Raw genomic sequence first — 22,104 nt, forward strand, 5'->3', positions numbered from 1 at the left:
GGTCCGGGGCGGAGCCCCGGTCATGGAGCTCAGCTCAACTCCACCCGCTCCCCGCCCCCCTCCAGCTCAAGCACCCACACCTCGTTCGCCCCGGCCCGCAGCACCGGACCGGGAACGTACAGTGACGTCTGCGGGCCCACCGCCCAATACCGCCCCAGATTGAACCCGTTCACCCACACGAACCCCCGCGTCCAGCCCGGCAGTTCGAGGGAAGCGTCACCGGGGGATACGACCTCGATCTCGCCCCGGTACAGACCGGGAAGGCCCTCCGCCGCACCGGTCGCCGGAACGCCCCGTACGGCCGGCGCCACGTCGAACGCGTCCAGCCGGAGGCCACGAGCCCGCACCCCGTGCAGGTACTGGCGTTCGTGCAGGATGCCGCCGGTGATCCCCTTGGGCTCGCCCGTACGGGGGCCGTAGTTGACCCGCCCCAGGGACTCCACCCACAGCTCCACGCGCGCGTGCCCGGCCACGGGTGTCTCCAGGGCCGGTGCGTCCTCGGTCAGGACGCCGGCCCGCCGCCCGTCGATGTACGCCACCGCCCGGTCCCGCAGGCCGCGCACGCTCAGCGGGTAGGGGCGGCGCGGGCCCGGCACGGTCAGCGCGTAGCGGACCAGGCCGCGGTCCACGTCCAGTTCCTCGAACGTGGGCGGCACCGCGTGCTCCGTCTCGGGGCCGCCGAGCGACTCCAGGACGGTGTCCAAGGAGGACCAGTCCGTGAGGGCCGTGGAGGCCGGGGAGGAGAGGCCCTGCGGGGGCGGGGGGACGTCGGGGAGCGGGCCCGTCGCGTACGCGGACAGGACCTCCCTGAAGCGCCAGAACTTCTCCGTCGGGCGGCCGTACTCGTCGATGGGCGCGTCGTAGTCGTACGACGTCACATCCGGCTGGAGCTCCCCGTCGTGCAGCGCGCCCCCGCCCCGGTTGGCGCCCGCCCAGCCCGCGAAGTTCGTGCCGCCGTGCGCCATGTAGAGGTTCACCGAGGCGCCGCACTCCAGGATCTCGCGCAGCGCGGCCGCCGCGTCGTCGGCGTCCCGTACGACGTGGTCGGTGCCCCAGTGGTCGAACCAGCCGCACCAGAACTCCATGCACATCAGCGGCCCCTTGGGGCGATGGGCACGGAGCGTCTCGAACGCCGTGCGCGCCCCCGACCCGAAGTTGGCAGTCGCGAGGACGCCCGGCACCGAACCGCCGGTCAGCATGTGGTCCTCGGGGCCGTCCGAGGTGAACAGCGGTACGGTCACGCCCTCGGCGCGCAGCAGGTCGGCGAGGTGGCGCAGATAGACCTGGTCCGAGCCGTAGCTGCCGTACTCGTTCTCGACCTGCACCATGATGACCGGCCCGCCACCCGCGCCCGCGCCCGGACCAGAGCCCCCGCCCCGCCCGTGCTGGCGCGCCACCACCTGCGGAAGGAGCCGGCGGAACCAGCGCTCCACATGCCGCAGGTACTCCGCGTCGCGGGTACGCGCGCGTGCCCCCACCGCACCGGTCAGCCAGTGCGGCAGGCCGCCGTTCTCCCACTCGGCACAGATGTAGGGCCCCGGGCGCACGATCGCCCACAGGCCCGCCTCGTGCGCCGCGTCCAGGAATCGGCCGAGCGCCTCCACGTCGTGGAACGTGCCGGGGCGCGGTTCGTGCAGGTTCCACGGGACGTACGTCTCCACGCAGTTGAGCCCCATGGCCCGCAGCATGGCGAGGCGGTGCCCCCACTGCGCCTCGTGCACCCGGAAGTAGTGCAGCGCGCCGGACAGCAGCCGCACCGGCCGCCCGTCCAGCTCGAAATCGTCCTCGCCGACCCTGAACCCGTCCATCGTGTCCTCTCGCTCACGTACTGCTCGCCCACGATCACCTCTGGCGGGCGGCACGGTCCATGGACAAAGATCGAGTCGGGTTGGACGCAAGGAGCGGACCAGCGGCCGGACGAAAGGGGCGGAAGCGGATGTACCACACGTGGATGCGGTATTTCACTCCCAGCCCGGCCCACCACCGGCTCGGCCTGGCCTGTCTCGGCGTCGGCCTCCAGCACGGCCTCCTGCCGACGGTGGGCCCGCGCACCCTCGACCACCACGTCGCCGTCGTCGTCAGCGCGGGCGGCGGCTGGTTCCGCGGCACCGACGGCAGGCGCACGACGGTGACCGCGCCCGCCCTGATCTGGCTCACCCCAGGCGTCCGCCACCACTACGGGCCCGACCCCGACACCGGCTGGGACGAGTGCTTCGTCGACTTCACCGGACCCGCCACCGCCACGTACACCGAACTCGGCTACATCGAGCCCACCCGCCCCGTCGTGCCGCTGTCCGACGCCGCGGGCGCCCGCGCCGCCGTGGGCCGCATCGCCCGCGCCGCCCGCCGCGGCAACCCGCTCCTCGAAGTCGAGACCGGCGCCGCCGTCCACGAACTCCTCGTCGCCCTGCGCCGCGCCCGCGCCGACATCGCCCCCGACGGCGACCCCGTCCTCCAGGCCCTGGCCCGCGACGCCTTCCAGCCGCTGTCCGTCGCCGAGCACGCCGCACGGCACGGCATGACCCCCGCCGAACTGCGCACCGCCGTACGCCGGGGCGCCGGGTGCAGCCCCAAGGACTACCTCCTCGGCATCCGCCTGGGCCGCGCCAAGGAACTCCTCGCCGCCACCGAACTGCCCGTCGCCGCCGTCGCCCGCCGCGTCGGCTACGACGACCCGGCGTACTTTTCGCGCCTTTTCACCCGCCGGGTCGGCATGGCCCCCGTCCGCTTCCGCGAACAGCAGGGAAGGGCCGTACCCGGCGGCTGGTCGCAGCAGATACCCGACCCCGAGCACCCGCCGATTTTGCGCTCATCCGCCACCGGCGGCACCGCGGGCGCCACGTAGGCTCAGGGACCATGACCACCAGCCACACGAGCGACACGAACGGCGCGGCCGCCCCCGACGGCCCGGACGAGGACGTGCGCGCCGAACTGTCCCGCCTGCGCGAGAGCATCGACAACATCGACGCGGCCGTCGTCCACATGCTCGCCGAACGCTTCAAATGCACCCAGCAGGTCGGCCACCTCAAGGCCAACCACCACCTGCCGCCCGCCGACCCGGCCCGCGAGGCCCGCCAGATCGCCCGCCTGCGCGAACTCGCGGGGAACGCCCGACTCGATCCCGCGTTCGCCGAGAAGCTGCTCAACTTCATCATCGCCGAGGTCATCCGCCACCACGAGACGATCGCCAAGTCGTCGTAGCGGCCCGACCCGCGCGCCACCGGCCCCGGGACCCCGGTCCTACACCGATGCCGGTGCCATCGGGCAGCATGGGCCCATGCCCGTACTGACGCGCGACGAAGCGCAGACCCGAGCCCAGCTCATCGACGTCCACCGGTACACGGTCCGACTCGACCTCACCCAGGCCGCGGACCCCGGAGCCGACACCTTCGGCTCCCGTACCGTCATCCGGTTCAGCGCCCGCGCGGACGGCGCCACCTTCGTCGAGCTCAAGCCCGCCGAGCTGCGCTCCGTCACCCTCGACGGGCAGCCCCTCGACGTCGCGGGCCTCGCGGACAACCGTCTCGCGCTCGACGGCCTCACCGCGGGCGAACACGAGCTGCGCGTCGACGCCACCATGCGCTACTCCCGCACCGGCGAAGGCATGCACCGCTTCACCGACCCCACCGACGGCGAGACCTACACCTACACCCAGCTCTTCATGGAAGACGTCCAGCGCGTCTTCGCCGCCTTCGACCAGCCCGACCTGAAGGCGGTCTTCGACCTCTCCGTCACCGCGCCCGAGGGCTGGACCGTCCTCTCCAACGGCGTCACCGAGCACCTCGGCGACGGGCAGTGGCAGGCCGCGGCCACCCCGCTCATCTCCACCTACCTCGTCGCCGTCGCCGCGGGCCCCTGGCACTCCGTGCGCACCGAACACCGCGGGCTGCCCTTCGGCATCCACTGCCGCCGCTCGCTGGCCCCCTTCATGGACGCCGACGCCGACGAGATCCTCGACGTCACGCGCGCGTGCTACGACCGCTACCACGAGAAGTTCGAGGAGCCCTACCCCTTCGACTCCTACGACCAGGCGTTCGTCCCCGAGTTCAACGCCGGTGCCATGGAGAACCCCGGACTCGTCACCTTCCGCGACGAGTTCATCTACCGCTCCGCCGTCACCGACACCGAGCGCCAGACCCGCGCCATGGTCATCTCCCACGAGATGGCCCACATGTGGTTCGGCGACCTGGTCACCCTCAGGTGGTGGGACGACATCTGGCTGAACGAGTCCTTCGCCGAGTACATGGGCTTCCAGACCACCGCGGAGGCCACCCGCTTCAAGGACCCCTGGACCGACTTCGGCGTCGCCCGCAAGTCCTGGGGGTACGACGCCGACCAGCGCCCCTCCACCCACCCGGTGGCACCCGACCCGGACGCCGTGCCCGACACCGCGTCCGCCATGCTCAACTTCGACGGCATCTCCTACGCCAAGGGCGCCTCCGCGCTGCGCCAGCTCGTCGCCTGGCTCGGCGAGAAGGACTTCCTCGCCGGCATCAACACCCACATCGCCCGGCACAAGTTCGCCAACGCCACCCTCGCGGACTTCATCGAGTCCCTCGCCCACGCCACCGACCGCGACGTGCACGCCTGGGCCGCCGACTGGCTGCGCACCACCGGCGTCGACACCCTCACCTCGCGCGTCGCGCACGAGGGCCGCGGCTGGACGCTCGACGTCGAGCGCACCGGCAGCCGTCCGCACCGCATCGCCGTCGGCGTCTACGACCACGACCTCGCCGACGCGGGCACCCTCGTCCTGCGCGAACGCTTCGAGACGGACCTGCCCGCGCCCACCGCCGCCGCCGAATCCCGCGACGGCGGACGCCCCGCCCTGATCGTCCCCAACGACCAGGACCTCACCTACGCCAAGGTCCGCCTCGACGAGACCTCCCTGGAGACCGCCCTGCGCGGCCTCTCCGGCGTCCCCGACGCACTGACCCGCGCCGTCCTGTGGAACAGCCTGCGCGACATGGTCCGCGACGGCGAACTCGACGGCGGCGACTACCTCCGGACGGCGCTCGCGCACCTCCCCGAGGAGACCGACCTCGCCCTCGTCCAGGGCGTCCTCACCTTCGCCACCGCCCACATCGCGGACCGCTTCACCACCCCCGAGGAGCGGCCCGCCGCCCTCGCCACCCTCGGCGCGCTCTGCCGCGACCTGATCCGCCGCACCGAGGACGGCTCCGACCCCGGGCTGCGCCTGACCGCCGTGCGCGGCGCCATCGACGTCGCCACGCAGGCCGAGCCGCTCCAGGCCTGGCTCACCGAGGGAACCGTGCCCGGCGGCCCCGCACTCGACCCCGAGCTGCGCTGGCGCACCCTCGCCAGGCTCGCCGTGCTCGGCGCCACCGACGAGGCCGCCATCGCCGCCGAACTCGACAGGGACCCCAGCGCCACCGGCCAGGAAGGCGCCGCCCGCTGCCGCGCCGCACTGCCCGACCCGGCCGCCAAGGCAGCCGCCTGGGAGGCCATGTTCGCCTCCGACGGCCTGTCCAACTACCTCTTCACCGCCACCGCGCAGGGCTTCTGGCAGCCCGAACAGGCCGACCTGACCAGGGAGTACGTCCCCCGGTTCTACCGGGACGCGGTGGCCGTCGCCGACCGGCGCGGACCCGCCATGGCCGAGGCCGCGGGACGCCACGCCTTCCCCACGCCGTACGTCGACGCCGAGACGCTGCGCCTGGGCGAGGAGTGCCTGCGCGACGCGGCACCCACCCCCGCCCTGCGCCGCAAGCTCGTCGACCAACTCGACGACCTGGCGCGCGCGTTGAAGGTGCGGGAGGGCAGCGGGTCCTAGGTCCGGGGACCTGGTCCCGCCGTCCCCGCCCCTGGTCCCAAACGACGATCCGTCGACCGGCGGACCCTGCCTAGGCTCGAACAACAGCCCTGGGCCGGGTCCGCCGGTCCGTCGCATCAGGAACACCAGGAGCCCCAGTGATCGTCGTGACCGGTGCCACCGGCAACGTGGGCCGCGCCCTCGTCGGCCAACTCGCCGCCGCGCGCGTGCCCGTACGCGGTCTGACCCGCGACCCCGCCCGCGCCCACCTCCCCGAGGGTGCCGAGACCGCGCGGCTCGACCCGGCGGCCGGTGCCGCCTCCCTCGCTCCGCTGTTCACCGGCGCGAGCGGCCTCTTCCTCCATCTGCACGCCGTCGGCGAGCGCGGCCGGCACACCGCCGCGCTCCTCGAAGCGGCGCGCGCCGGCGGCGTCCGGCACGTCGTCGTCCTCTCCTCCAGCATCATCGGCGAAGGCGCCGACGAGAGTCACCCCATCCACATCGCCCACAGCGCGCTCGAATCGGCCGTACGCGACGCCGGCTTCGACTGGACGTTCCTGCGCCCCGGCGCCTTCGCCACCAACTCCCTTCAGTGGGCGCCCCAGACCCGCGCGGGCGACACGGTCCGCGGCCCCTTCGCCGGCGCCGTCACCGCCCCCGTCCACGAGGCCGACATCGCGGCGGTCGCCGCCCGCGCCTTCCTCGACGACGGACACGTCGGCGCGGCCCACCGCCTCAGCGGACCCGACGCCGTCACCACCGAGGAGCAGATCCACGCCATCGGCGCCGCGCTCGGCCGGACCCTGCGGTTCGTCGACATACCGCCCGAGGAGGTCGGACCCGAGCTCTTCCCGCACGTGCCGCCGCAGATGCTGCCCGCCATCCTCGCCTCGTTCGCCGCCGCCGTCGGCTCCCGGCCCGAGATCACCACCACGGTCGAAGACGTCACCGGCAGCCCCGCCCGCACCTTCGAGGAGTGGGCCCGCGACCACAAGGACGACTTCCGCGCCTGAGGATCCCGCCAGATCCGGCCGGTTCGCTCTTCGTGGGCCGGCCGGGCGCGGTCGCGCGCCTTCGACGACTGACCGCGTGCGGCCGCGTGACCGCGTGCGGCCGCGCGAAGCAGACCCGGACGCGCCGCGGACCGCTCCAGGGGGACGGTCCTAGCATCCGGAGCGCCCCAACACGCTTTCTCCGCACGGCAGTACCACTTTCGGGTTCGGATCGTTGAGGTATCAGGGCGCGCCGCCCGCACGACGGACAGGCTGGTGCCCCTGTACGCGCGCACCCGAAGGACACCCGCCCCATGAGCACCCCGCGCACCCTGCCGCCGCTCGCCGGAGGCGCCCAAGGCCCGCGAGAACTCCGCCCGTTGCTCGCCGTCGCACTCGACGCCCTGCACGACGGAGCGACCGTACGCGGCGGCCCCCTCCCCACCGGCGGACCCGGCACCGTCACCGACCGCGTCCACGCCGCAGCCCACCCCGTCCTGCCCGAGCAGGGCACCGGGGCCGACGACGCCCTGCGCACCCTCGTCCACGCCGTCGCCGCGGGCGCCGCCGACCCCGCCGACCCGCTGTGCGCGGCCCATCTGCACTGCCCGCCGCTCGCCGTCGCGGCCGCCGCCGACCTCGCCGCCTCCGCGCTCAACCCCTCCATGGACTCCTGGGACCAGGCGCCCGCGGCCGCCGCGCTCGAAGCCCTGGTCACCCGCGCCGTCGCCGCCCTGATCCACGACGCGGGCGACGCCCTCGTCACCACCGGCGGCACCGAGGCCAACCAGCTCGCCCTGCTCCTGGCCCGGGAGGCCGCCACCGGGCACGGCCCCGTCCGCGGCCCCGTCCAGCTCCTCGTCGGCGACAACGCCCACCACTCCCTGGCCCGCGCCGCCTGGCTCCTCGGCCTGCCCGAACCCGTCGCCGTACCCGCCCCGGCCGGCACCCTCGACCCCGCCGCGCTCGACGAGGCGCTCACCGAACTCGGCGGCCCGCCACGGCGCTTCCTGGTCGCAGCCACCGCGGGCACCACCGACGCCGGGCTCATCGACCCCCTCGAAGAGATCGCCGACCTGTGCGCCGCGCACGGCGCCCGCCTCCACGTCGACGCGGCCTACGGCGGCGGCCTGCTCTTCAGCGACACCCGCAAACACCTGCTGCGCGGCCTGGAGCGCGCCGACACCGTCACCCTCGACCTGCACAAACTCGGCTGGCAGCCCGCGGCGGCCGGACTCATCGCGGTCCGCGAACGCCGCGACCTCGACGCCCTCACCCACCGCGCCGACTACCTCAACGCCGACGACGACACCGAAGCGGGCCTGCCCGACCTCCTCGGCCGCTCCCTGCGCACCACCCGCCGCCCCGACATCCTCAAGATCGCCGTCACCCTCAAGGCGCTCGGCCGCCAGGGGCTCGGCGCCCTAGTCGACCAAGTCTGCGACCAGGCGGCCGAGTTCGCCGACCTGATCGAGGCCCACCCCGGCTTCGAGCTCTACGACACCCCCGCCATCAGCACCGTCCTCTTCCGGCCCGCCCACGCCGACGACCACCACATCGCCCACGTGCGCAGGACCCTGCTCGCCGAAGGCACCGCCGTCCTCGGCCGCGCCGACCTCGACGGCTGCCGCTGGCTCAAGGCCACCCTGCTCAACCCGCACACCACACCCGGTGACCTGGCCGCACTCCTCAAACTCGTCGAACTCGTCCCGCCCGCCACGGCGAACACCCAGTCCACACCCCCGGAAGGAAACACCCCCCGATGACCGGCACGCCCGACCACCCCGACCCCACGCCGCTCACCACGCCCGAAGACCCCCGCGACCTGGTCGGCATCGGCATCGGCCCGTTCAACCTCTCCCTCGCCGCCCTCGCCGCGCCCCTGGGCGAACTCGACACCGCCTGCTACGAACAGCGGCCCGCCTTCCACTGGCACCCCGGCCTCCTCATCGACGGCGCCACCCTCCAAGTGCCCTTCCTCGCCGACCTGGTGACCCTCGCCGACCCCGCGAGCCCCTGGTCCTTCCTCAGCTACCTCAAGACCCGCGAGCGGCTCTTCCCCTTCTACTTCGCCGAGCGCTTCCACATCCAGCGCGCCGAATACGACGCCTACTGCCGCTGGGTCAGCGAGAACCTGCCGGGACTCCACTTCGGCCACCAGGTCGACGCCGTGCGCTGGAACCCCGAACGCGCCCTGTTCGAGGTCGACTTCACCCAGCTCGACGCGGACGGCGAGGCCGAGGCGCTCGGCCGCACCTACACCAGGAACATCGCCCTCGGCGTCGGCACCGCCCCGTACGTCCCCGAACCCCTCAAGCCCCTCGCCGAGGCCCCCACGGTCCCCGTCCTCCACGCCGCCGACTACCTCGACCACCGCGAACTGCTCCTGAACGCCGAGCACATCACCGTCATCGGCTCGGGACAGTCCGGCGCCGAGATCTTCCTCGACCTGCTCCGCGCCCGCCCCGAGGGCCGCGAGAAGATCCACTGGCTGGCCCGCACCGAGGCCTTCGCGCCCATGGAGTACTCCAAGCTCGGCCTGGAACACTTCACGCCGGACTACACCCGCTACTTCCACGCCCTGCCCGAAGCCGTACGCGACGGACTCGTCCCCCACCAGTGGCAGCTGCACAAGGGCATCGACGCCGACACCATCGCCGCCATCCACGACGAGCTCTACCGGGGCACCCTGCACGGCGGCTGGCCCGACGCCGTCCTCACCCCCGGCGTCTCCGTGCGCACCGCGGGCCGCGTCGCCAACACCCGCGTCGAACTCCACCTGGAACACCTCCAGCAGGGCACCCGCTCCCGGCTCACCACCGACGCCGTCGTACTCGCCACCGGCTACCGCGAGCGCCCCCTCGACCAGCTCCTGGCCGGACTCGACCCCTACATCCGCAAGGACGCGTCCGCCAGGCCCCGCGTCGACGAGCAGTACCGCCTCGTCCTCGACCCCTCCGTCACCGGCGCCGTCTACGTGCAGAACGCGGAGCGCCACACCCACGGCGTCGGCGCCCCCGACCTCGGCCTCGCCGCCTGGCGCAGCGCCACCATCCTCAACTCCCTCACCGGCAAGAACCCCTACCCGCTGCCCGGCCGCACCGCCTTCACCAGCTTCGGCCTGACGCCCCCCGAGAGCCGGCAGGGCGCCGCCGGGCGCATCGGCGAACAGCGCGGCAACCTCGTACGCCTCAAGACCTGACGCGTGCCACCCCCGCCCCGGCCGACGGCGGAAGCGGCCGGGGCGAGGGTGGGAAACAGGTGGAATGTCCGGCCCCAAGCGCCCTGACCGCGGCGAATATTCCATCGAAAAAGGGGCGCCGCGGCGAAATACCCGACCCGCACGCCCGGTTCAGACGACCATGACCACAGACACCACGGCCTCCTGGGCCGCCGCCTTCCGCTCCGCCGTCATCAGCCCCTACGAGGACATCGAGCTCTTCGCGCTCCGCGGCTTCTCCGCCCAGACCGTCCGCCAGGTCCTCCGCCTCGACGGCGGCGGCAGCGCCGTCCGCATCCGCCTCACCAACCGCTACGGCAAGGAACCCCTCCACATCGGGGGCGCCCGCCTCGCCAGACGCACCCAAGGCAGCGGCATCGACTCCGGCAGCGACACCCCGCTACGCGTCGCAGGCGCCGAGGAGTTCACCGTCCCCGCGGGCCAGGACGTCATCACCGACCCCGTCGAACTGGCCGTCGCCGCGGGCGACGAACTGGCCGTCAGCCTCTGGCTGCCCGCCGACACCGGCCTGACCACCTACTCCGCCGTGCCCCTGCGCACCGGCTGGGCCGTCCCCGGCGAGGCACTCTCCGCCACCGCCTTCGACGGCGCCGACGGCCTCGAAGAGCTCGTCACCCGCCACTTCATCAGCGGCGCCGACGTCCTCGCCCCCGCGGGCACCGCCGTCGCCGTCGCCTTCGGCGACTCCTGGTTCGAAGGCACCGGCACCACGAACGACACCGACCGCCGCTTCCCCGACCTGCTCAACCGCCGCCTGCGGGAGGCCGGGAGCAGCGCCACCACCGGCCTCGTCGACTGGGTCGTCAACCAGGGGCTCTCCGCCAACCGGCTGCTCACCGACGAGATCGGCGAACACGCCCTGGCCCGCCTGGAACGCGACGTGCTCGACGTGCCGGGCGTCACCCACGTACTGATCCACTTCGGCCTCAACGACCTCGGCATTCCCGGCCAGGAGGCCTACCCCGCCACCGCGCCCGTCCCCACGGCCGCCGACCTCATCGCGGGCTTCACCACCCTCGCCGAGCGTCTGCACGCCGCGGGCCTCACCGTGATCGCCGCCACCGTCGGCCCCTACAAAGACACCCTCTACGACGGCTACGCCACCCCGGAGGGCGTCGCGATCGCCCGCGAGGTCAGCGACTGGATCCGCGGCGCCGAATCGCCGTTCGACGCCTACGCCGACTTCGTCACCGCCGTCGCGGACCCGGCCGACCCCGACCGGATCCACGACGTCTACGACAGCGGCGACGGACTGCACGTCAACGACGCGGGGGCGCAGGCGCTCGCCGACTCCGTCCACCTCCTGGACCTGAAGGTCTGACCGAGGCCCGCGCCCGGCGGAAAGGTCCTCCCTAGAAGACCGGCGTACCGTCCCGGGTCAGCTTCCAGTCCACCGACGCGAACTGGCCCGGGTCGACCGTCCCCTTCGCCTTCACCCAGCCGATGATGGTGTTCCGGATCTCCTCCGAATTCGCCCACACCTGCTTGGCGCCCGCCACATGCGGGAAATTGCCGCCGCCGCTCGCCCGGTAGTTGTTCACCGCGAGCACGAACTGCGCCTTCGGATCGAGCTCCTTGCCCTCGAAGGCCAGCTTCGCGATCCGCGACCCCACCGGCTTGGCGACATCGATCTCGTACGTCAGACCGCTCACCGCGTCGTAGTTGTAGTCCGGGGTGTTCTCCGCGTTGGTCAGCTTCGCCGGATCGACCGGACCACCCGCGGGCGTCCGCACGTAATAGCGCGCCGAGAACTCCAGGTACTCCTTGAGCTGCGCACCCGTGAGCAGCCGCGCCTCCAGCGTGTTCTCGAACGGGTAAAGGCCCGCCGCGTCCTTGATCGTCACGTCGCCGGCCGGGATCCGCGCCGTACGCGAGAAGCACGAGGCCTGCGAGAGCACCGGCAGCGCCGCGTACGCGCCGCCCTTGAGCGCCTCGGCCACCGTCTCCTTCTGCACCTGGTTGATCAGGTCGATGATCGGGACGTCCTTGTACGGGCCCTCGGCCGTGCTCATCGCCGCCGTCGACGTGCCGATGACCTGGTTGACGTACGCGACGACCTTCTTGTGCTCGTCGGCGAGCAGCCGCGTGATCTTCCTGTCCTCCGCCGCCGTGTTGGAGTTGAGGACCTTCGCGCCCGCCTTCGCCACCGTCCAGCGGCCCTTCGCCCACACCAGGTCGAAGTCGAACAGGGTCAGCCGCTGGCCCCACTTGAGCGGCTCGGAGAGCACGACCTTCTGGCCCGTCTCCTTGTTCTCCACGAAGTACTCGGGAATCTCCGTGTGCGCGTGCCCGACCAGGATCGCGTCGATCCCCGGCACCTGCTCGGCCACCAGACCCGCCGCGTTCTCCACGTACGGCAACTGGTCGCCGTACGAGGACGTGCCGCTCGACCCGGAGTGCGCCGACACGATCACCACGTCCGCGCCCATCGAACGCAGCTTCGGCACCCACTTCGCGGCCTGCTCCTCAAGACCGGGGAACGTCATCTTCCCCTGCACGTTCGCCTTGTCCCAGATCGCGATGCCCGGGTTCGTCAGGCCGAGGACCGCCACCTTCACGTCGCGGCCGTGCGGGGTGCGCAGCCGCTTCATGAAGTACGGCGGGAAGGCCGGCTTCTGCGTCCTGGCGTCCAGCGCGTTAGCCCCGAGCAGCGGGAAATCGCACTGCTCCTCGAACTTGCGCAGGACCGGAATGCCGTAGTTGAACTCGTGGTTGCCGAGCGCCGCGGCGTCGTAGCCGATCGCGTTCATCGCCTGCGCCATCGGATGCACCGGGCCGCGCGATGCGGTGATCGGGTCGACCTTGGCGTAGTAGTACGACAGCTGCGTGCCCTGGATGGTGTCGCCCGCGTCGATCAGGAGCGTGTTGCGGCGGCCCTTCTCCTCGCGGATCTCGTTCACCAGCGTGGAGATCTTCGCCAGGCCCACGTCGTTGTGGTCCTTGTCGTCGAACTCCTTGTCCGTGAAGTAGTCCCAGTTGAAGACGTTGCCGTGCAGGTCGGTCGTGCCGAGGACGGTGAACGAGTACCGCTTCTCGCGCCGGCCCGGCTTCCCGTGCCCGTGCCCGTGGCCGTGTCCGTGCGCGGCGGCGGGCGTGGCGGCCGCCCCCGTCAGCGCGACCCCCACGCCGGTGGCGGCAGACGTACCCAGGAACTTCCGGCGGTTCAGCGGCATTTCCGTACTCCTCAGTCGACCGATGTAACGCGCGTAGATTGTGGCCCCGACCGCCATTCCCGCGACAGACCCCACAGGTTGCGATCCGGTGACTGTCCGGTACGTCCGCGCGATGCGAAAGTGGCCGCATGGAGACGACCCCCACGCCCTACGGCACTCCCGACGCCCCCCGCCTCGCCGTCCGCGGTGAGGCCCACCTCGAAGTCGACCCCGAGATCGCCCGCATCGGCGTCACCGTCAGCGCCCGCGGCACCGACCGTCGCGACGCCCTCAACGACCTCACCCGCCGCAACGCCACGGCCCTCGACCTCGTGAAGAGCTACGGCGACGCCGTCGAGCGGATCGAGACCGGCGCCTTCTCCGTCACCCCCGAACTCACCCGGCAGGGCCGCACCGAACGCGTCCGCGCCTACCACGGCCGGGTCCACATCACCGTCGAGCTCACCGACTTCACCGCACTCGGCGAGCTCACCACCCGCGTCGCCGACCTCGACCTCACCCGCGTCGACGGTCCCTGGTGGTCCCTGCGCCTCGACTCGCCCGTCCATCGCGAGGCCAGGCAGCAGGCCGTCCGCGAAGCGGTGCAGCGCGCCCGTGAGTACGCACAGGCGCTCGGCACCGGGCTCGCCTCCCTCGTCGAACTCGCCGACATCGGCGCGGAGAGCGCCCCGGCGTACGGCTACGGGGGACCCGCCGGCGGTATGCGCGCCGCCTCGTACGGCGGGGCACCCGACCTCGGCGACGCCCCGCCGCTGGACCTCGAACCGCAGCGCCAGCACGTGTACGCGACGGTCAATGCGCGGTTCACCATGACGCCGCCGGACCTGGGCGCGTAGTCAAGTGCCGTTCCCCGCATGTGACTTGAGTCACTCCATGCTCGGTGATTGGCGTAGACCTCACTTCAGGGGCGTTCGCGAACCCCGTGGTCACGCTCCGTTACCCGCCGGTATGTGGTGACGTTGTGCAGCATTCAATGATCACTGCGTAATTTTCGATTTCGAGCGCATGCGTGTTCGCCCCCGTCACCCGATTGAGTAACCCTCACCAGTGGGCGACGGGACAGAAATTGACGGCCGCCCTTCGCATCAAGCCCTCATGAAGAGGACTCATGACCGAAGATTTCCACGCGGAGGACGGCAGCAGTCCGGTGGCCGAGGCGGTGCTGCCTCTGCCGCTGGAATTCGAGGCGCTGTACCTGGCCAACCAGGAAGCGTTTCACTCCTACGCGTTCATCCAGCTCGGCAGCAACGGCGCTGCCGAAGACGCCGTGCACCGGGCGTTCCTGGAGATCCTGCGGCACTGGGACGCACTCCTGGAGGAGAGCAACCTGCAGCAGCAGACCTGGGCCATCCTGCGACGGGTCGTCATATCCCAGACCCTGGAGGCCTTCCGCAAACGTCTGGTGCTGCTCCGCAGCGAGATAGGCCTCTTCCAGGCCATGGGCAATCTTCCGCCGCGCCAGTTCGACGCGATCGTCCTGCGCCACGTCCTGCAGTACGACACGAAGCGGATCAGCTGGTACATGGGCGTCACCGCCAGCACCGTCGACTACCACTGCCGCAAGGCGAAGGAGCGGCTGGAGCCCGCCGTTGCCACACACATCAAGACCGAGGGGGACCGGGAATGACGAGCGTGGAGATGCTACTGACACAGGCAGGACGGAAACTGCGCAGCCAGCGCCGGCCGTTCGACGTGGGAGCCGGGCTGCGCCGCCTGGCCGAGGACGCGGGATATGTGCCGCCCTCCCAAGAGGTGCCGCCCGTCTCGCGCGCCCGACAGCAACTCTCCGTAGTGGTGCGCTGGGCGCTCAACCAGACGGGCGCCGCCGTCCACGTCGAACGCCTCGCCCAGGAGATAGGGGAGGACGGACTCGACGGGAAGTGCGCACCCCTCAAGGACCTCGACGTGGACGGCGCCCAGGTCTTCGCCTGCATGCTCCACCTCGCCGACCACCCCGAAAGTGCCCAGTTCTGGTGGCAGTTGGCCGCCGGCGCCGGAAACCGCATCGCCGCCTACTGCCTCTACCTGCACCACCTCGGCCGCGGCGAGAACTTCGAGGCCGACCACTGGCTCGACCAGCTCCAGCACTGCCTGGGCGGACCCGACGACGCGTTCGTCAAGGTAATGGGCGAGTTCGCCGTCTACGTACGCCGCAACTTCCCCCCGCAGGGCGCCAGAGAACCCGGCATCACCGCGGAGGTCGAACGCCTGGCGGCCCGCGACGACACGGACGCGGTACTCGTCTGCCGCCCCGAACGGGAGATCGCCGACCGGCTCCAGCACTGCGCGCAGGAGCACTGACCCGGCGCGACCGACGGCACCCCAACTCCCGCCCCGTACACGAGCGAAGAGCCTGTCCCGCGGTCTCCGGTTCCTAGGCCACCGACCGCCCCGACAGGCTCCTCGCCAGGAACACCCTCAAAGGACTTCCCATGCCGAAGCGTAGGCGCAAGCGCGCCCGCACGACCACCGTCCCGCCCGAACGGAAACCCCCGCCGAGCCGTCGCCGAGACGCGGTCACCCACCTGCTGCGCGGCACCTGCTACGGCCTCGGCACCAGCCTCGCCAGCCTCGTCGTCTGGTGGATCCAGCGATGAGCCACCCGAACGGCATGAGCGGAATGGACGACGACAGGGGCGCCTTCGCCCGCTGGCTGCTCCACCACTACCGGCTGGCCGGATACGACACCGACGACATCGACGCCCACATCCGGCTCATCGGCGTCGCGGCCGTCGCGCTCGACGCGGGGCTGACCCCCGAGCAGACCACCGGCCTCGCGCACGCACTGGCCGTGACACCCGAGGAGGTCACCGCCGCGTACTCCGCGGAGCGGCGCCGGCGCACCCTGGACCGCATCCTCGACCACCCCGGCCTCGCCGCACTCGACGCACGCCTCGACGAGATCGGCCGCTCACCCTGAGAACGCCCCCGGCCGCTCATCGGAGCAGCCACCCGCACAATTCAACACTTGTCAATAACCCTTCACGCAAAGGTTGTTGAGTAGTCATGCCCGACCAATTCTCTACCGACGGGTAAGCCCTAGGGTCGAACCATGCGCCGAGCAAAAATCGTTTGTACCCTGGGCCCCGCCACCGACTCGTACGACCAGATCAAGGCACTGGTCGAAGCCGGAATGGACGTAGCCCGCTTCAACCTCAGCCACGGCACCCACGCCGATCACGAGGAGCGCTACCAGCGCGTACGCAAGGCCTCCGAGGACACCGGGCGCAGCCTCGGCATCCTCGCCGACCTTCAAGGCCCGAAGATTCGCCTCGGCCGCTTCAGCGAAGGTCCCGTACTCCTTGAACGGGGCGACGAGTTCACCATCACCGTCGAAGAGGGCGTCCAGGGCGACCGGCAGACCTGCGGGACGACCTACAGCGGTCTCGCCGAGGACGTCACCACGGGCGAGCGCATCCTCGTCGACGACGGCAAAGTGACCCTTGAGGTCACCGCGGTGGACGGGCCCCGCGTCACCACCACCGTCATCGAGGGCGGCATGGTCTCCGACCACAAGGGCCTCAACCTCCCCGGCGTCGCGGTGTCCGTCCCCGCGCTCTCCGAGAAGGACGAGGCGGACCTCCGCTGGGCCCTGCGTACAGGATTCGACGTCATCGCCCTCTCCTTCGTACGCAGCGGACGCGACATCGAGGACGTCCACCGCATCATGGACGAGGAGGGCCGCCGCCTCCCCGTCATCGCCAAGGTCGAGAAGCCCCAGGCCGTCGACAACATCGAGGACATCGTCGCCGCCTTCGACGGGATCATGGTTGCCCGCGGCGACCTCGGCGTCGAGATGCCCCTCGAACAGGTCCCGATCGTCCAGAAGCGCGCGATCAAGCTCGCCAAGCGCAACGCGAAGCCGGTCATCGTCGCCACCCAGATGCTCGACTCGATGATCGACAACTCCCGCCCCACCCGGGCCGAGGCCAGCGACGTCGCCAACGCCGTCATCGACGGCACCGACGCCGTGATGCTCTCCGGCGAGACCAGCGTCGGCAAGTACCCCATCGAGACGGTCCGCACCATGGGCCGCATCGTCGAGGCGGCCGAGGAGGACATCCTCGCCAAGGGCCTGCCCCCGCTGACCGAGCGGAACAAGCCCCGCACCCAGGGCGGCGCCGTCGCCCGCGCCGCCGCCGAGATGGGCGACTTCCTCGGCGCCAAGTTCCTCGTCGCCTTCACGCAGTCCGGCGACACCGTGCGGCGCCTGTCCCGCTACCGCTCGCCCATCCCGCTGCTCGCCTTCACCCCGGACGCGGCCACCCGCTCCCAGCTCAACCTCACCTGGGGTGTGGAGACCTTCCTGGGCCCGCACGTCGAGTCCACCGACGCGATGGTCGACCAGGTCGACGAGATGCTCCTCAAGATCGGCCGCTGCCAGAAGGGCGACACGGTCGTCATCACGGCCGGCTCCCCGCCCGGGGTCCCCGGCTCCACGAACCTCGTGCGCATCCACCACATCGGTGAGGACGACAGCCCGAAGTAGGGGAGGGGGGCTCCTCCCCACTCTGCGTGACCGCCTGCTGCTGGGAGCAACGAAAAGCGGAGATCCACGAGAACGTGGACCTCCGCTTATTTGCACGTGCCGGGTGCGGGATTCGAACCCGCAAGCCCTCTCAGGCAGAGGTGTTTGAGACCTCCGTGTATACCGTTCCACCAACCCGGCCAGGCGCTGCCGGAAGTGTACCGGGTCACCGCGCACCATCGCAGCTAGGTACCCTGCTAAGGCAGCGCATCTGCCATGAACGAGGAGCCCCCCGTGACCGCCCCCGAGTCGCCCCAGCCCACCGACGCGTCGGACGACGACAAGTCGCACGTGCCTCCGCTGACGACCCGCGTCGTCATCGCCGAGGACGAGGCCCTGATCCGGCTCGACCTCAAAGAGATGCTCGAGGAAGAGGGGTACAGCGTCGTCGGTGAGGCCGGTGACGGTGAGAAGGCCGTCGAGCTGGCCCGTGAGCACCGGCCGGACCTGGTGATCCTGGACGTGAAGATGCCCGTCATGGACGGCATCTCCGCGGCCGAGAAGATCGCCGAGGAGTCCATCGCCCCGGTCCTCATGCTCACCGCCTTCTCGCAGCGCGACCTCGTCGAGCGGGCCCGTGACGCGGGCGCCATGGCGTACCTGGTGAAGCCCTTCAGCAAGACGGACGTCGTCCCGGCGATCGAGATGGCCGTCTCGCGGTTCACGGAGCTGAAGACGCTGGAGAAGGAGGTCGCCGACCTCTCGCAGCGCCTGGAGACGCGGAAGCTGGTGGACCGCGCGAAGTCGATCCTTCAGACGGAGTACGGCCTGACGGAGCCCGCCGCCTTCCGCTGGATCCAGAAGACGTCGATGGACCGCCGTCTGTCGATGCAGCAGGTGGCGGAGGCGGTCATCGAGGACGCCGAGGAGAAGAAGGCGTCCAAGGGCTGACCCCCGGCACACGCGCGCACGCACACGCGTACGCAGACGTACGAGAAGGCCCGCACCCCCGAGCGGTAGGGATGCGGGCCTTCTCGCGTGCGTGGGCGAGGCGCGGGGCCCGGTTCAGTCCTCGCCGAGGTACGCCTTGCGGACCGACTCGTCGTGCAGCAGGTCGCTGCCCGTGCCGGAGAGGACGATCTTGCCGACCTCCATGACGTGTCCCGCGTCGGCGAGGGAGAGTGCCGCCTGGGCGTTCTGTTCGACGAGGAGGATCGTCGTGCCCTGGGACTTGAGCTCGGCGATGGTCGCCATGATCTTCTGCATCATGATCGGCGAGAGGCCCATGGAGGGTTCGTCGAGCATCAGCAGCTTGGGCTGGGACATCAGGGCGCGGCCCATGGCGAGCATCTGCTGTTCGCCGCCGGAGAGGGTGCCCGCGGCCTGCTTCCTGCGCTCCCCGAGGATGGGGAAGAGGTCGTAGGCGCGGGCGATGTCCTTCTCGATGCCCGCCTTGTCGGAGCGGAGGTAGGCGCCGAGGCGGAGGTTGTTCTCGATGGTCATGCGGGGAAAGATGTGGCGGCCCTCGGGGGAGTGGGCGAGGCCCAGGGCGACGATCTGGTCGGCGCGGTACTTGCGCAGGGCCTTGCCGTTGAACCTGATGGAGCCGCCGACCGGCTTGAGGAGCCCGGAGATGGTGCGCAGCGTGGTGGTCTTGCCCGCGCCGTTGGTGCCGATGAGGGTGACGACCTCGCCGGCTTCGACGCTGAACGAGATGCCCTTGACTGCCTCGATCTTGCCGTAGGCGACGCGGAGGTCCTCGACCTCAAGGAGTGCGGTCATCAGTGGTTCTCCTCGAAGGGCTCGCCCAGGTACGCGGCGATGACGCGGTCGTCCTGTTGGACCGTTTCGCTGGATCCTTCGACGAGTTTCTCGCCCTGGACGAGGACGGCGACGCGGTCGCAGAGGTTGAAGATGAAGCGCATGTCGTGCTCGATGACGAGGACGGCGATGCCCATGTCGCGGATGGCGAGGACGAGTTCCTCGGTGGCGCGGGTCTCCTGCGGGTTCATGCCGGCGGTGGGTTCGTCGAGTAGCAGGAGCCCGGGTTCGCTGGCGAGCGCGCGGGCGATTTCCAGCTTGCGCTGTTCTCCGTAGGGGAGGTTGCGCGAGAGGTGCTCGGCCTTTTCGGCGAGGCCGACGAACTCCAGGAGTTCCATGGCGCGGGCCTTGGAAGCGGCTTCGGCCTTGTGGAATCCGGGGCCGCGCAGGAGCGCGGACCAGAGCCCTTCCTTCGTACGGGTGTGGCGTCCTACCAGCACGTTTTCCAGGACCGTCATATTGGCGAAGAGGCGGATGTTCTGGAAGGTGCGGGCGATTCCCGCCGCGGTGACCTTGAAGGATTTCGCGGGCAGGACGGTGCCTTTGTAGCGGACTTCGCCCTCGGTGGGGATGTAGAGCCCGGTGAGGCAGTTGAAGAAGGTGGTTTTGCCGGCGCCGTTGGGTCCGATGAGTCCGACGATTTCGCCGCTGCTGACGGTGAGGTCGACGGAGCGTACGGCGGTGAGACCGCCGAAGCGCATGGTGACGCCGCGGGCGTCGAGGACGGTCTCACCGGCCGGGGCGGTCGTGGCCTGGTCCTCTTTGGTGATGTCAGTGGGCATGGGATCAGACCCCCGTCTTGCTGAGGACCGTGGGCGGCGGCGTTTCTCCGGGGTCCAGCTCGGTCTCGTGGAATTCGAGCTGGCGGCGGCGGTTGGGGATGAGCCCTTCGGGGCGGAAGCGCATGAGGAGCGCGAGGGCGAGTCCGAAGGCGAACAGCTGGTAGTCGCCGAGGAATTGGAGCTTGTTGGGAATGAGGTAGAGCAGGGAGGCGCCGACGAGGGGTCCGCTGATGGTGCCCATGCCACCGAGGACGACGGCGGCGAGCAGGAAGGCGGAGTTGGGCGGCACCGAGTTGGCGAACTGGTACTGCTCGGGGGTGACGGTGTAGGTCACGTGCGCCTGGACGGTGCCGGCGAGTCCGGCGAGGGAGGCGCCGAGCGCGAAGGCGATGAGCTTCACGCGGAAGCCGTTGATGCCCATGGCCAGTGCGGCGGTCTCGTCCTCGCGGATGGCGACCCAGGCGCGGCCGATGCGCGAGTCCCCGCTGCGGCGGAAGACGAGGACCACGACGAGCGTGATGAGGAGCATCAGGAAGAAGTAGTTGGCGAAGCGGCCGATGGTCTGGCCGAGGATGCTGTGCTCGACGCCGAAGTCGAAGCCGAAGATCTTGAGGTTCGGGATCGAGGAGATGCCGTTGGACCCGTTGGTGATGTCGGGGCCCGACGAGCCGTCGGAGTTGTTGGCGGCGAGGCGGAAGATCTCTCCGAAGCCGAGGGTGACGATGGCCAGGTAGTCGCCGCGCAGCCGCAGGGTGGGTGCGCCGATGAGGACGCCGAAGACGAGCGAGGCGCCGGCGCCGACGAGGATCGCGCCCCAGAAGGGGAGGTGGATGTCGAACGGCGAGGTGGGCGCTCCGGAGACCATCGAGGCGGCGTAGGCGCCGACGCCGAGGAAGGCGACGTATCCGAGGTCGAGGAGTCCCGCGAGGCCGACGACGATGTTCAGGCCGAGGGCGACAGTGGCGAAGATGAGGATGTAGACGCCGATGGTGGCGTACTGGTCGTCGCTCTGGGTGAACGGGAAGGCGGCCGCGGCGAGGAACGCGCCGATGAGGGTGATGTTGCGGTGGCGCGCGGTGTAGGTGGAGATCTGCGCGACGAGCCCGGCCTTGGCGAGCGCGGCGAAGCCGAAGCCGACGGTGATCAGGAACCCGATGAAGAGTTCGTCGTACTCGGTGCCGATGCCGTAGGTGAAGACGAGCAGGCCGACGGCGAGCGCGGCGACGATGACGAGGATCTCGACGTAGGAGTTGAGCTTGCGCGCGGGGCCGGGTTCGTCGGCGGCGAAGGCGCCCTTGACGATGGTGAGGCCGTTGCGGACGCGGTGCTTGAACTGTTCCCTGCCGCTGTCCTCGGGGTCGACCGGGTAGGTGTGCGGCCGCTGGAAGGGCAGGGCGAGTGCGCCGACGAAGGAGGCCAGGGTGGCGATCGCGACGATCCAGCCGCCGGGTTCCAGGTTGGCGAGCCCGCCGAGCTTCTTGCTGATGGCGAGAACCGTGTACCAGGCGGTGGCGAAGGCCGCGAGCGAGGCGAACTTGAGCGCGGCGTCGGCTCCGGCGGGGGCGAGGGCGCGCAGGCCCTTCACTCCGTAGGAGGCGAGGCCGTACAGGGTGGTGAGGGCGCCCGCGATCAGGACGAGCCACTGGAGGCCGCCCGGGTAGCCGTAGACGGTGAGGTCGCCGGGGAACGCGGCGGTCCAGGTCCAGGCGAGGAAGGCGGAGATCACGGTGAGGGCGCCGCCGCCGGTGGCGAGTGCGCGCGCGGGGCCTTCGGGGATCGGGATGAGGCCGGTGGGGGCCTGGTCCTTGTGCGGGCGGGGGCTGTCGGCCGCTGTGGTCTGTGTGGTCATGGATG

Annotated in this window: 19 protein-coding genes and 1 tRNA gene; 14 read left to right on the forward strand and 6 right to left on the reverse strand. The window is 71.0% G+C overall.

Features of this window, described 5'->3' with window-relative positions; genetic code table 11:
- Nucleotides 1-29: 29 nt before the first annotated feature.
- Entirely contained in the window at nt 30-1,808 is a 1,779-nt protein-coding gene (locus tag ACIO9J_RS33235; RefSeq protein ID WP_402007777.1) for a beta-galactosidase family protein, read from the reverse strand.
- 128 nt (nt 1,809-1,936) lie between these two features.
- On the opposite strand from ACIO9J_RS33235, the gene ACIO9J_RS33240 reads away from it, so the two are divergent.
- From ACIO9J_RS33240 to ACIO9J_RS33270, 7 genes are all read left to right on the forward strand, one after another.
- A complete protein-coding gene (locus ACIO9J_RS33240) occupies nt 1,937-2,845 on the forward strand; it encodes an AraC family transcriptional regulator (RefSeq protein WP_402007779.1) in 909 nt (302 codons plus the stop codon).
- An 11-nt stretch (nt 2,846-2,856) separates the two neighbouring features.
- Nucleotides 2,857-3,201 carry a chorismate mutase gene (locus ACIO9J_RS33245; RefSeq protein ID WP_402007781.1) on the forward strand — a complete coding sequence of 115 codons (345 nt, stop codon included), beginning with the start codon at nt 2,857-2,859 and terminating at the stop codon, nt 3,199-3,201.
- A 76-nt stretch (nt 3,202-3,277) separates the two neighbouring features.
- The gene (gene pepN / locus ACIO9J_RS33250) at nt 3,278-5,794 is read left to right on the forward strand and encodes an aminopeptidase N (protein ID WP_402007783.1); all 2,517 of its coding nucleotides are present in this window, start codon (nt 3,278-3,280) and stop codon (nt 5,792-5,794) included.
- A 137-nt stretch (nt 5,795-5,931) separates the two neighbouring features.
- Nucleotides 5,932-6,786, forward strand: a complete 855-nt coding sequence (locus tag ACIO9J_RS33255) for an NAD(P)H-binding protein (RefSeq protein ID WP_402007785.1) — start codon at nt 5,932-5,934, stop codon at nt 6,784-6,786.
- A gap of 293 nt (nt 6,787-7,079) precedes the next feature.
- Nucleotides 7,080-8,531: a pyridoxal phosphate-dependent decarboxylase family protein gene (locus ACIO9J_RS33260; protein ID WP_402007787.1), complete on the forward strand. Its 1,452-nt coding sequence runs from the start codon at nt 7,080-7,082 to the stop codon at nt 8,529-8,531.
- Entirely contained in the window at nt 8,528-9,967 is a 1,440-nt protein-coding gene (locus ACIO9J_RS33265; RefSeq protein WP_402007789.1) for a lysine N(6)-hydroxylase/L-ornithine N(5)-oxygenase family protein, read from the forward strand. Before ACIO9J_RS33260 ends, ACIO9J_RS33265 begins: the two co-directional genes overlap by 4 nt.
- A gap of 160 nt (nt 9,968-10,127) precedes the next feature.
- Nucleotides 10,128-11,327 carry a GDSL-type esterase/lipase family protein gene (locus tag ACIO9J_RS33270; RefSeq protein ID WP_402007791.1) on the forward strand — a complete coding sequence of 400 codons (1,200 nt, stop codon included), beginning with the start codon at nt 10,128-10,130 and terminating at the stop codon, nt 11,325-11,327.
- A 31-nt stretch (nt 11,328-11,358) separates the two neighbouring features.
- Here the strand turns inward: ACIO9J_RS33270 and ACIO9J_RS33275 are convergent, their stop codons facing one another.
- On the reverse strand, nt 11,359-13,179 hold the full coding sequence (locus ACIO9J_RS33275; protein ID WP_402007793.1) for a bifunctional metallophosphatase/5'-nucleotidase: 1,821 nt from the start codon (nt 13,177-13,179) through the stop codon (nt 11,359-11,361).
- A gap of 128 nt (nt 13,180-13,307) precedes the next feature.
- Between ACIO9J_RS33275 and ACIO9J_RS33280 the strand changes: the two genes are divergently transcribed.
- The 6 genes from ACIO9J_RS33280 (at nt 13,308) to pyk (ending at nt 17,668) form a co-directional block, all read left to right on the forward strand.
- A complete protein-coding gene (locus ACIO9J_RS33280; protein ID WP_402007795.1) occupies nt 13,308-14,015 on the forward strand; it encodes an SIMPL domain-containing protein in 708 nt (235 codons plus the stop codon).
- Between the two features lie 272 nt (nt 14,016-14,287).
- Nucleotides 14,288-14,806, forward strand: coding sequence for an RNA polymerase sigma factor (locus tag ACIO9J_RS33285; protein WP_402007797.1), 519 nt, complete (start codon nt 14,288-14,290; stop codon nt 14,804-14,806).
- 11 nt (nt 14,807-14,817) lie between these two features.
- Nucleotides 14,818-15,480: a hypothetical protein gene (locus ACIO9J_RS33290; RefSeq protein ID WP_402008332.1), complete on the forward strand. Its 663-nt coding sequence runs from the start codon at nt 14,818-14,820 to the stop codon at nt 15,478-15,480.
- Nucleotides 15,481-15,611: 131 nt separating this feature from the next.
- Complete coding sequence (locus ACIO9J_RS33295) at nt 15,612-15,776, forward strand: hypothetical protein (RefSeq protein ID WP_402007799.1); 165 nt, start codon at nt 15,612-15,614, stop codon at nt 15,774-15,776.
- Nucleotides 15,773-16,099 (forward strand): hypothetical protein, encoded by a 327-nt coding sequence (locus tag ACIO9J_RS33300; RefSeq protein ID WP_402007801.1) that lies wholly within the window; start codon nt 15,773-15,775, stop codon nt 16,097-16,099. Before ACIO9J_RS33295 ends, ACIO9J_RS33300 begins: the two co-directional genes overlap by 4 nt.
- Nucleotides 16,100-16,231: 132 nt before the next feature.
- A complete protein-coding gene (gene pyk, locus ACIO9J_RS33305; RefSeq protein WP_402007803.1) occupies nt 16,232-17,668 on the forward strand; it encodes a pyruvate kinase in 1,437 nt (478 codons plus the stop codon).
- 97 nt (nt 17,669-17,765) lie between these two features.
- Here the strand turns inward: pyk and ACIO9J_RS33310 are convergent.
- Nucleotides 17,766-17,848, reverse strand: a tRNA-Leu gene (locus ACIO9J_RS33310).
- Between the two features lie 93 nt (nt 17,849-17,941).
- Here ACIO9J_RS33310 and ACIO9J_RS33315 point away from each other — a divergent pair.
- Entirely contained in the window at nt 17,942-18,598 is a 657-nt protein-coding gene (locus ACIO9J_RS33315; protein ID WP_402007805.1) for an ANTAR domain-containing response regulator, read from the forward strand.
- Between the two features lie 114 nt (nt 18,599-18,712).
- Here the strand turns inward: ACIO9J_RS33315 and ACIO9J_RS33320 are convergent, their stop codons facing one another.
- The 3 genes from ACIO9J_RS33320 to ACIO9J_RS33330 are packed head-to-tail and all read right to left on the reverse strand — an operon-like array spanning nt 18,713 to nt 22,099.
- A complete protein-coding gene (locus ACIO9J_RS33320; protein ID WP_402007807.1) occupies nt 18,713-19,429 on the reverse strand; it encodes an ABC transporter ATP-binding protein in 717 nt (238 codons plus the stop codon).
- Nucleotides 19,429-20,250 (reverse strand): ABC transporter ATP-binding protein, encoded by an 822-nt coding sequence (locus ACIO9J_RS33325; protein ID WP_402007809.1) that lies wholly within the window; start codon nt 20,248-20,250, stop codon nt 19,429-19,431. Before ACIO9J_RS33325 ends, ACIO9J_RS33320 begins: the two co-directional genes overlap by 1 nt.
- Nucleotides 20,251-20,254: 4 nt before the next feature.
- Nucleotides 20,255-22,099: a branched-chain amino acid ABC transporter permease gene (locus ACIO9J_RS33330; RefSeq protein WP_402007811.1), complete on the reverse strand. Its 1,845-nt coding sequence runs from the start codon at nt 22,097-22,099 to the stop codon at nt 20,255-20,257.
- Nucleotides 22,100-22,104: the final 5 nt, after the last annotated feature.

The sequence above is a fragment of the Streptomyces sp. NPDC087300 genome, assembly GCF_044744425.1.
Lineage (GTDB): Bacteria > Actinomycetota > Actinomycetes > Streptomycetales > Streptomycetaceae > Streptomyces.

Bases quoted from the DNA above. Each gene is read 5' to 3' on its own strand.
- ACIO9J_RS33280 (WP_402007795.1), top strand. From the start codon at position 13,308: ATGGAGACGACCCCCACGCCCTACGGCACTCCCGACGCCCCCCGCCTC.
- ACIO9J_RS33330 (WP_402007811.1), bottom strand. From the start codon at position 22,099: ATGACCACACAGACCACAGCGGCCGACAGCCCCCGCCCGCACAAGGAC.
- ACIO9J_RS33270 (WP_402007791.1), top strand. From the start codon at position 10,128: ATGACCACAGACACCACGGCCTCCTGGGCCGCCGCCTTCCGCTCCGCC.
- ACIO9J_RS33260 (WP_402007787.1), top strand. From the start codon at position 7,080: ATGAGCACCCCGCGCACCCTGCCGCCGCTCGCCGGAGGCGCCCAAGGC.
- ACIO9J_RS33320 (WP_402007807.1), bottom strand. From the start codon at position 19,429: ATGACCGCACTCCTTGAGGTCGAGGACCTCCGCGTCGCCTACGGCAAG.
- ACIO9J_RS33235 (WP_402007777.1), bottom strand. From the start codon at position 1,808: ATGGACGGGTTCAGGGTCGGCGAGGACGATTTCGAGCTGGACGGGCGG.
- ACIO9J_RS33295 (WP_402007799.1), top strand. From the start codon at position 15,612: ATGCCGAAGCGTAGGCGCAAGCGCGCCCGCACGACCACCGTCCCGCCC.
- ACIO9J_RS33275 (WP_402007793.1), bottom strand. From the start codon at position 13,179: ATGCCGCTGAACCGCCGGAAGTTCCTGGGTACGTCTGCCGCCACCGGC.
- ACIO9J_RS33245 (WP_402007781.1), top strand. From the start codon at position 2,857: ATGACCACCAGCCACACGAGCGACACGAACGGCGCGGCCGCCCCCGAC.
- ACIO9J_RS33325 (WP_402007809.1), bottom strand. From the start codon at position 20,250: ATGCCCACTGACATCACCAAAGAGGACCAGGCCACGACCGCCCCGGCC.
- pyk (WP_402007803.1), top strand. From the start codon at position 16,232: ATGCGCCGAGCAAAAATCGTTTGTACCCTGGGCCCCGCCACCGACTCG.
- pepN (WP_402007783.1), top strand. From the start codon at position 3,278: ATGCCCGTACTGACGCGCGACGAAGCGCAGACCCGAGCCCAGCTCATC.
- ACIO9J_RS33300 (WP_402007801.1), top strand. From the start codon at position 15,773: ATGAGCCACCCGAACGGCATGAGCGGAATGGACGACGACAGGGGCGCC.
- ACIO9J_RS33290 (WP_402008332.1), top strand. From the start codon at position 14,818: ATGCTACTGACACAGGCAGGACGGAAACTGCGCAGCCAGCGCCGGCCG.
- ACIO9J_RS33265 (WP_402007789.1), top strand. From the start codon at position 8,528: ATGACCGGCACGCCCGACCACCCCGACCCCACGCCGCTCACCACGCCC.
- ACIO9J_RS33240 (WP_402007779.1), top strand. From the start codon at position 1,937: ATGTACCACACGTGGATGCGGTATTTCACTCCCAGCCCGGCCCACCAC.
- ACIO9J_RS33285 (WP_402007797.1), top strand. From the start codon at position 14,288: ATGACCGAAGATTTCCACGCGGAGGACGGCAGCAGTCCGGTGGCCGAG.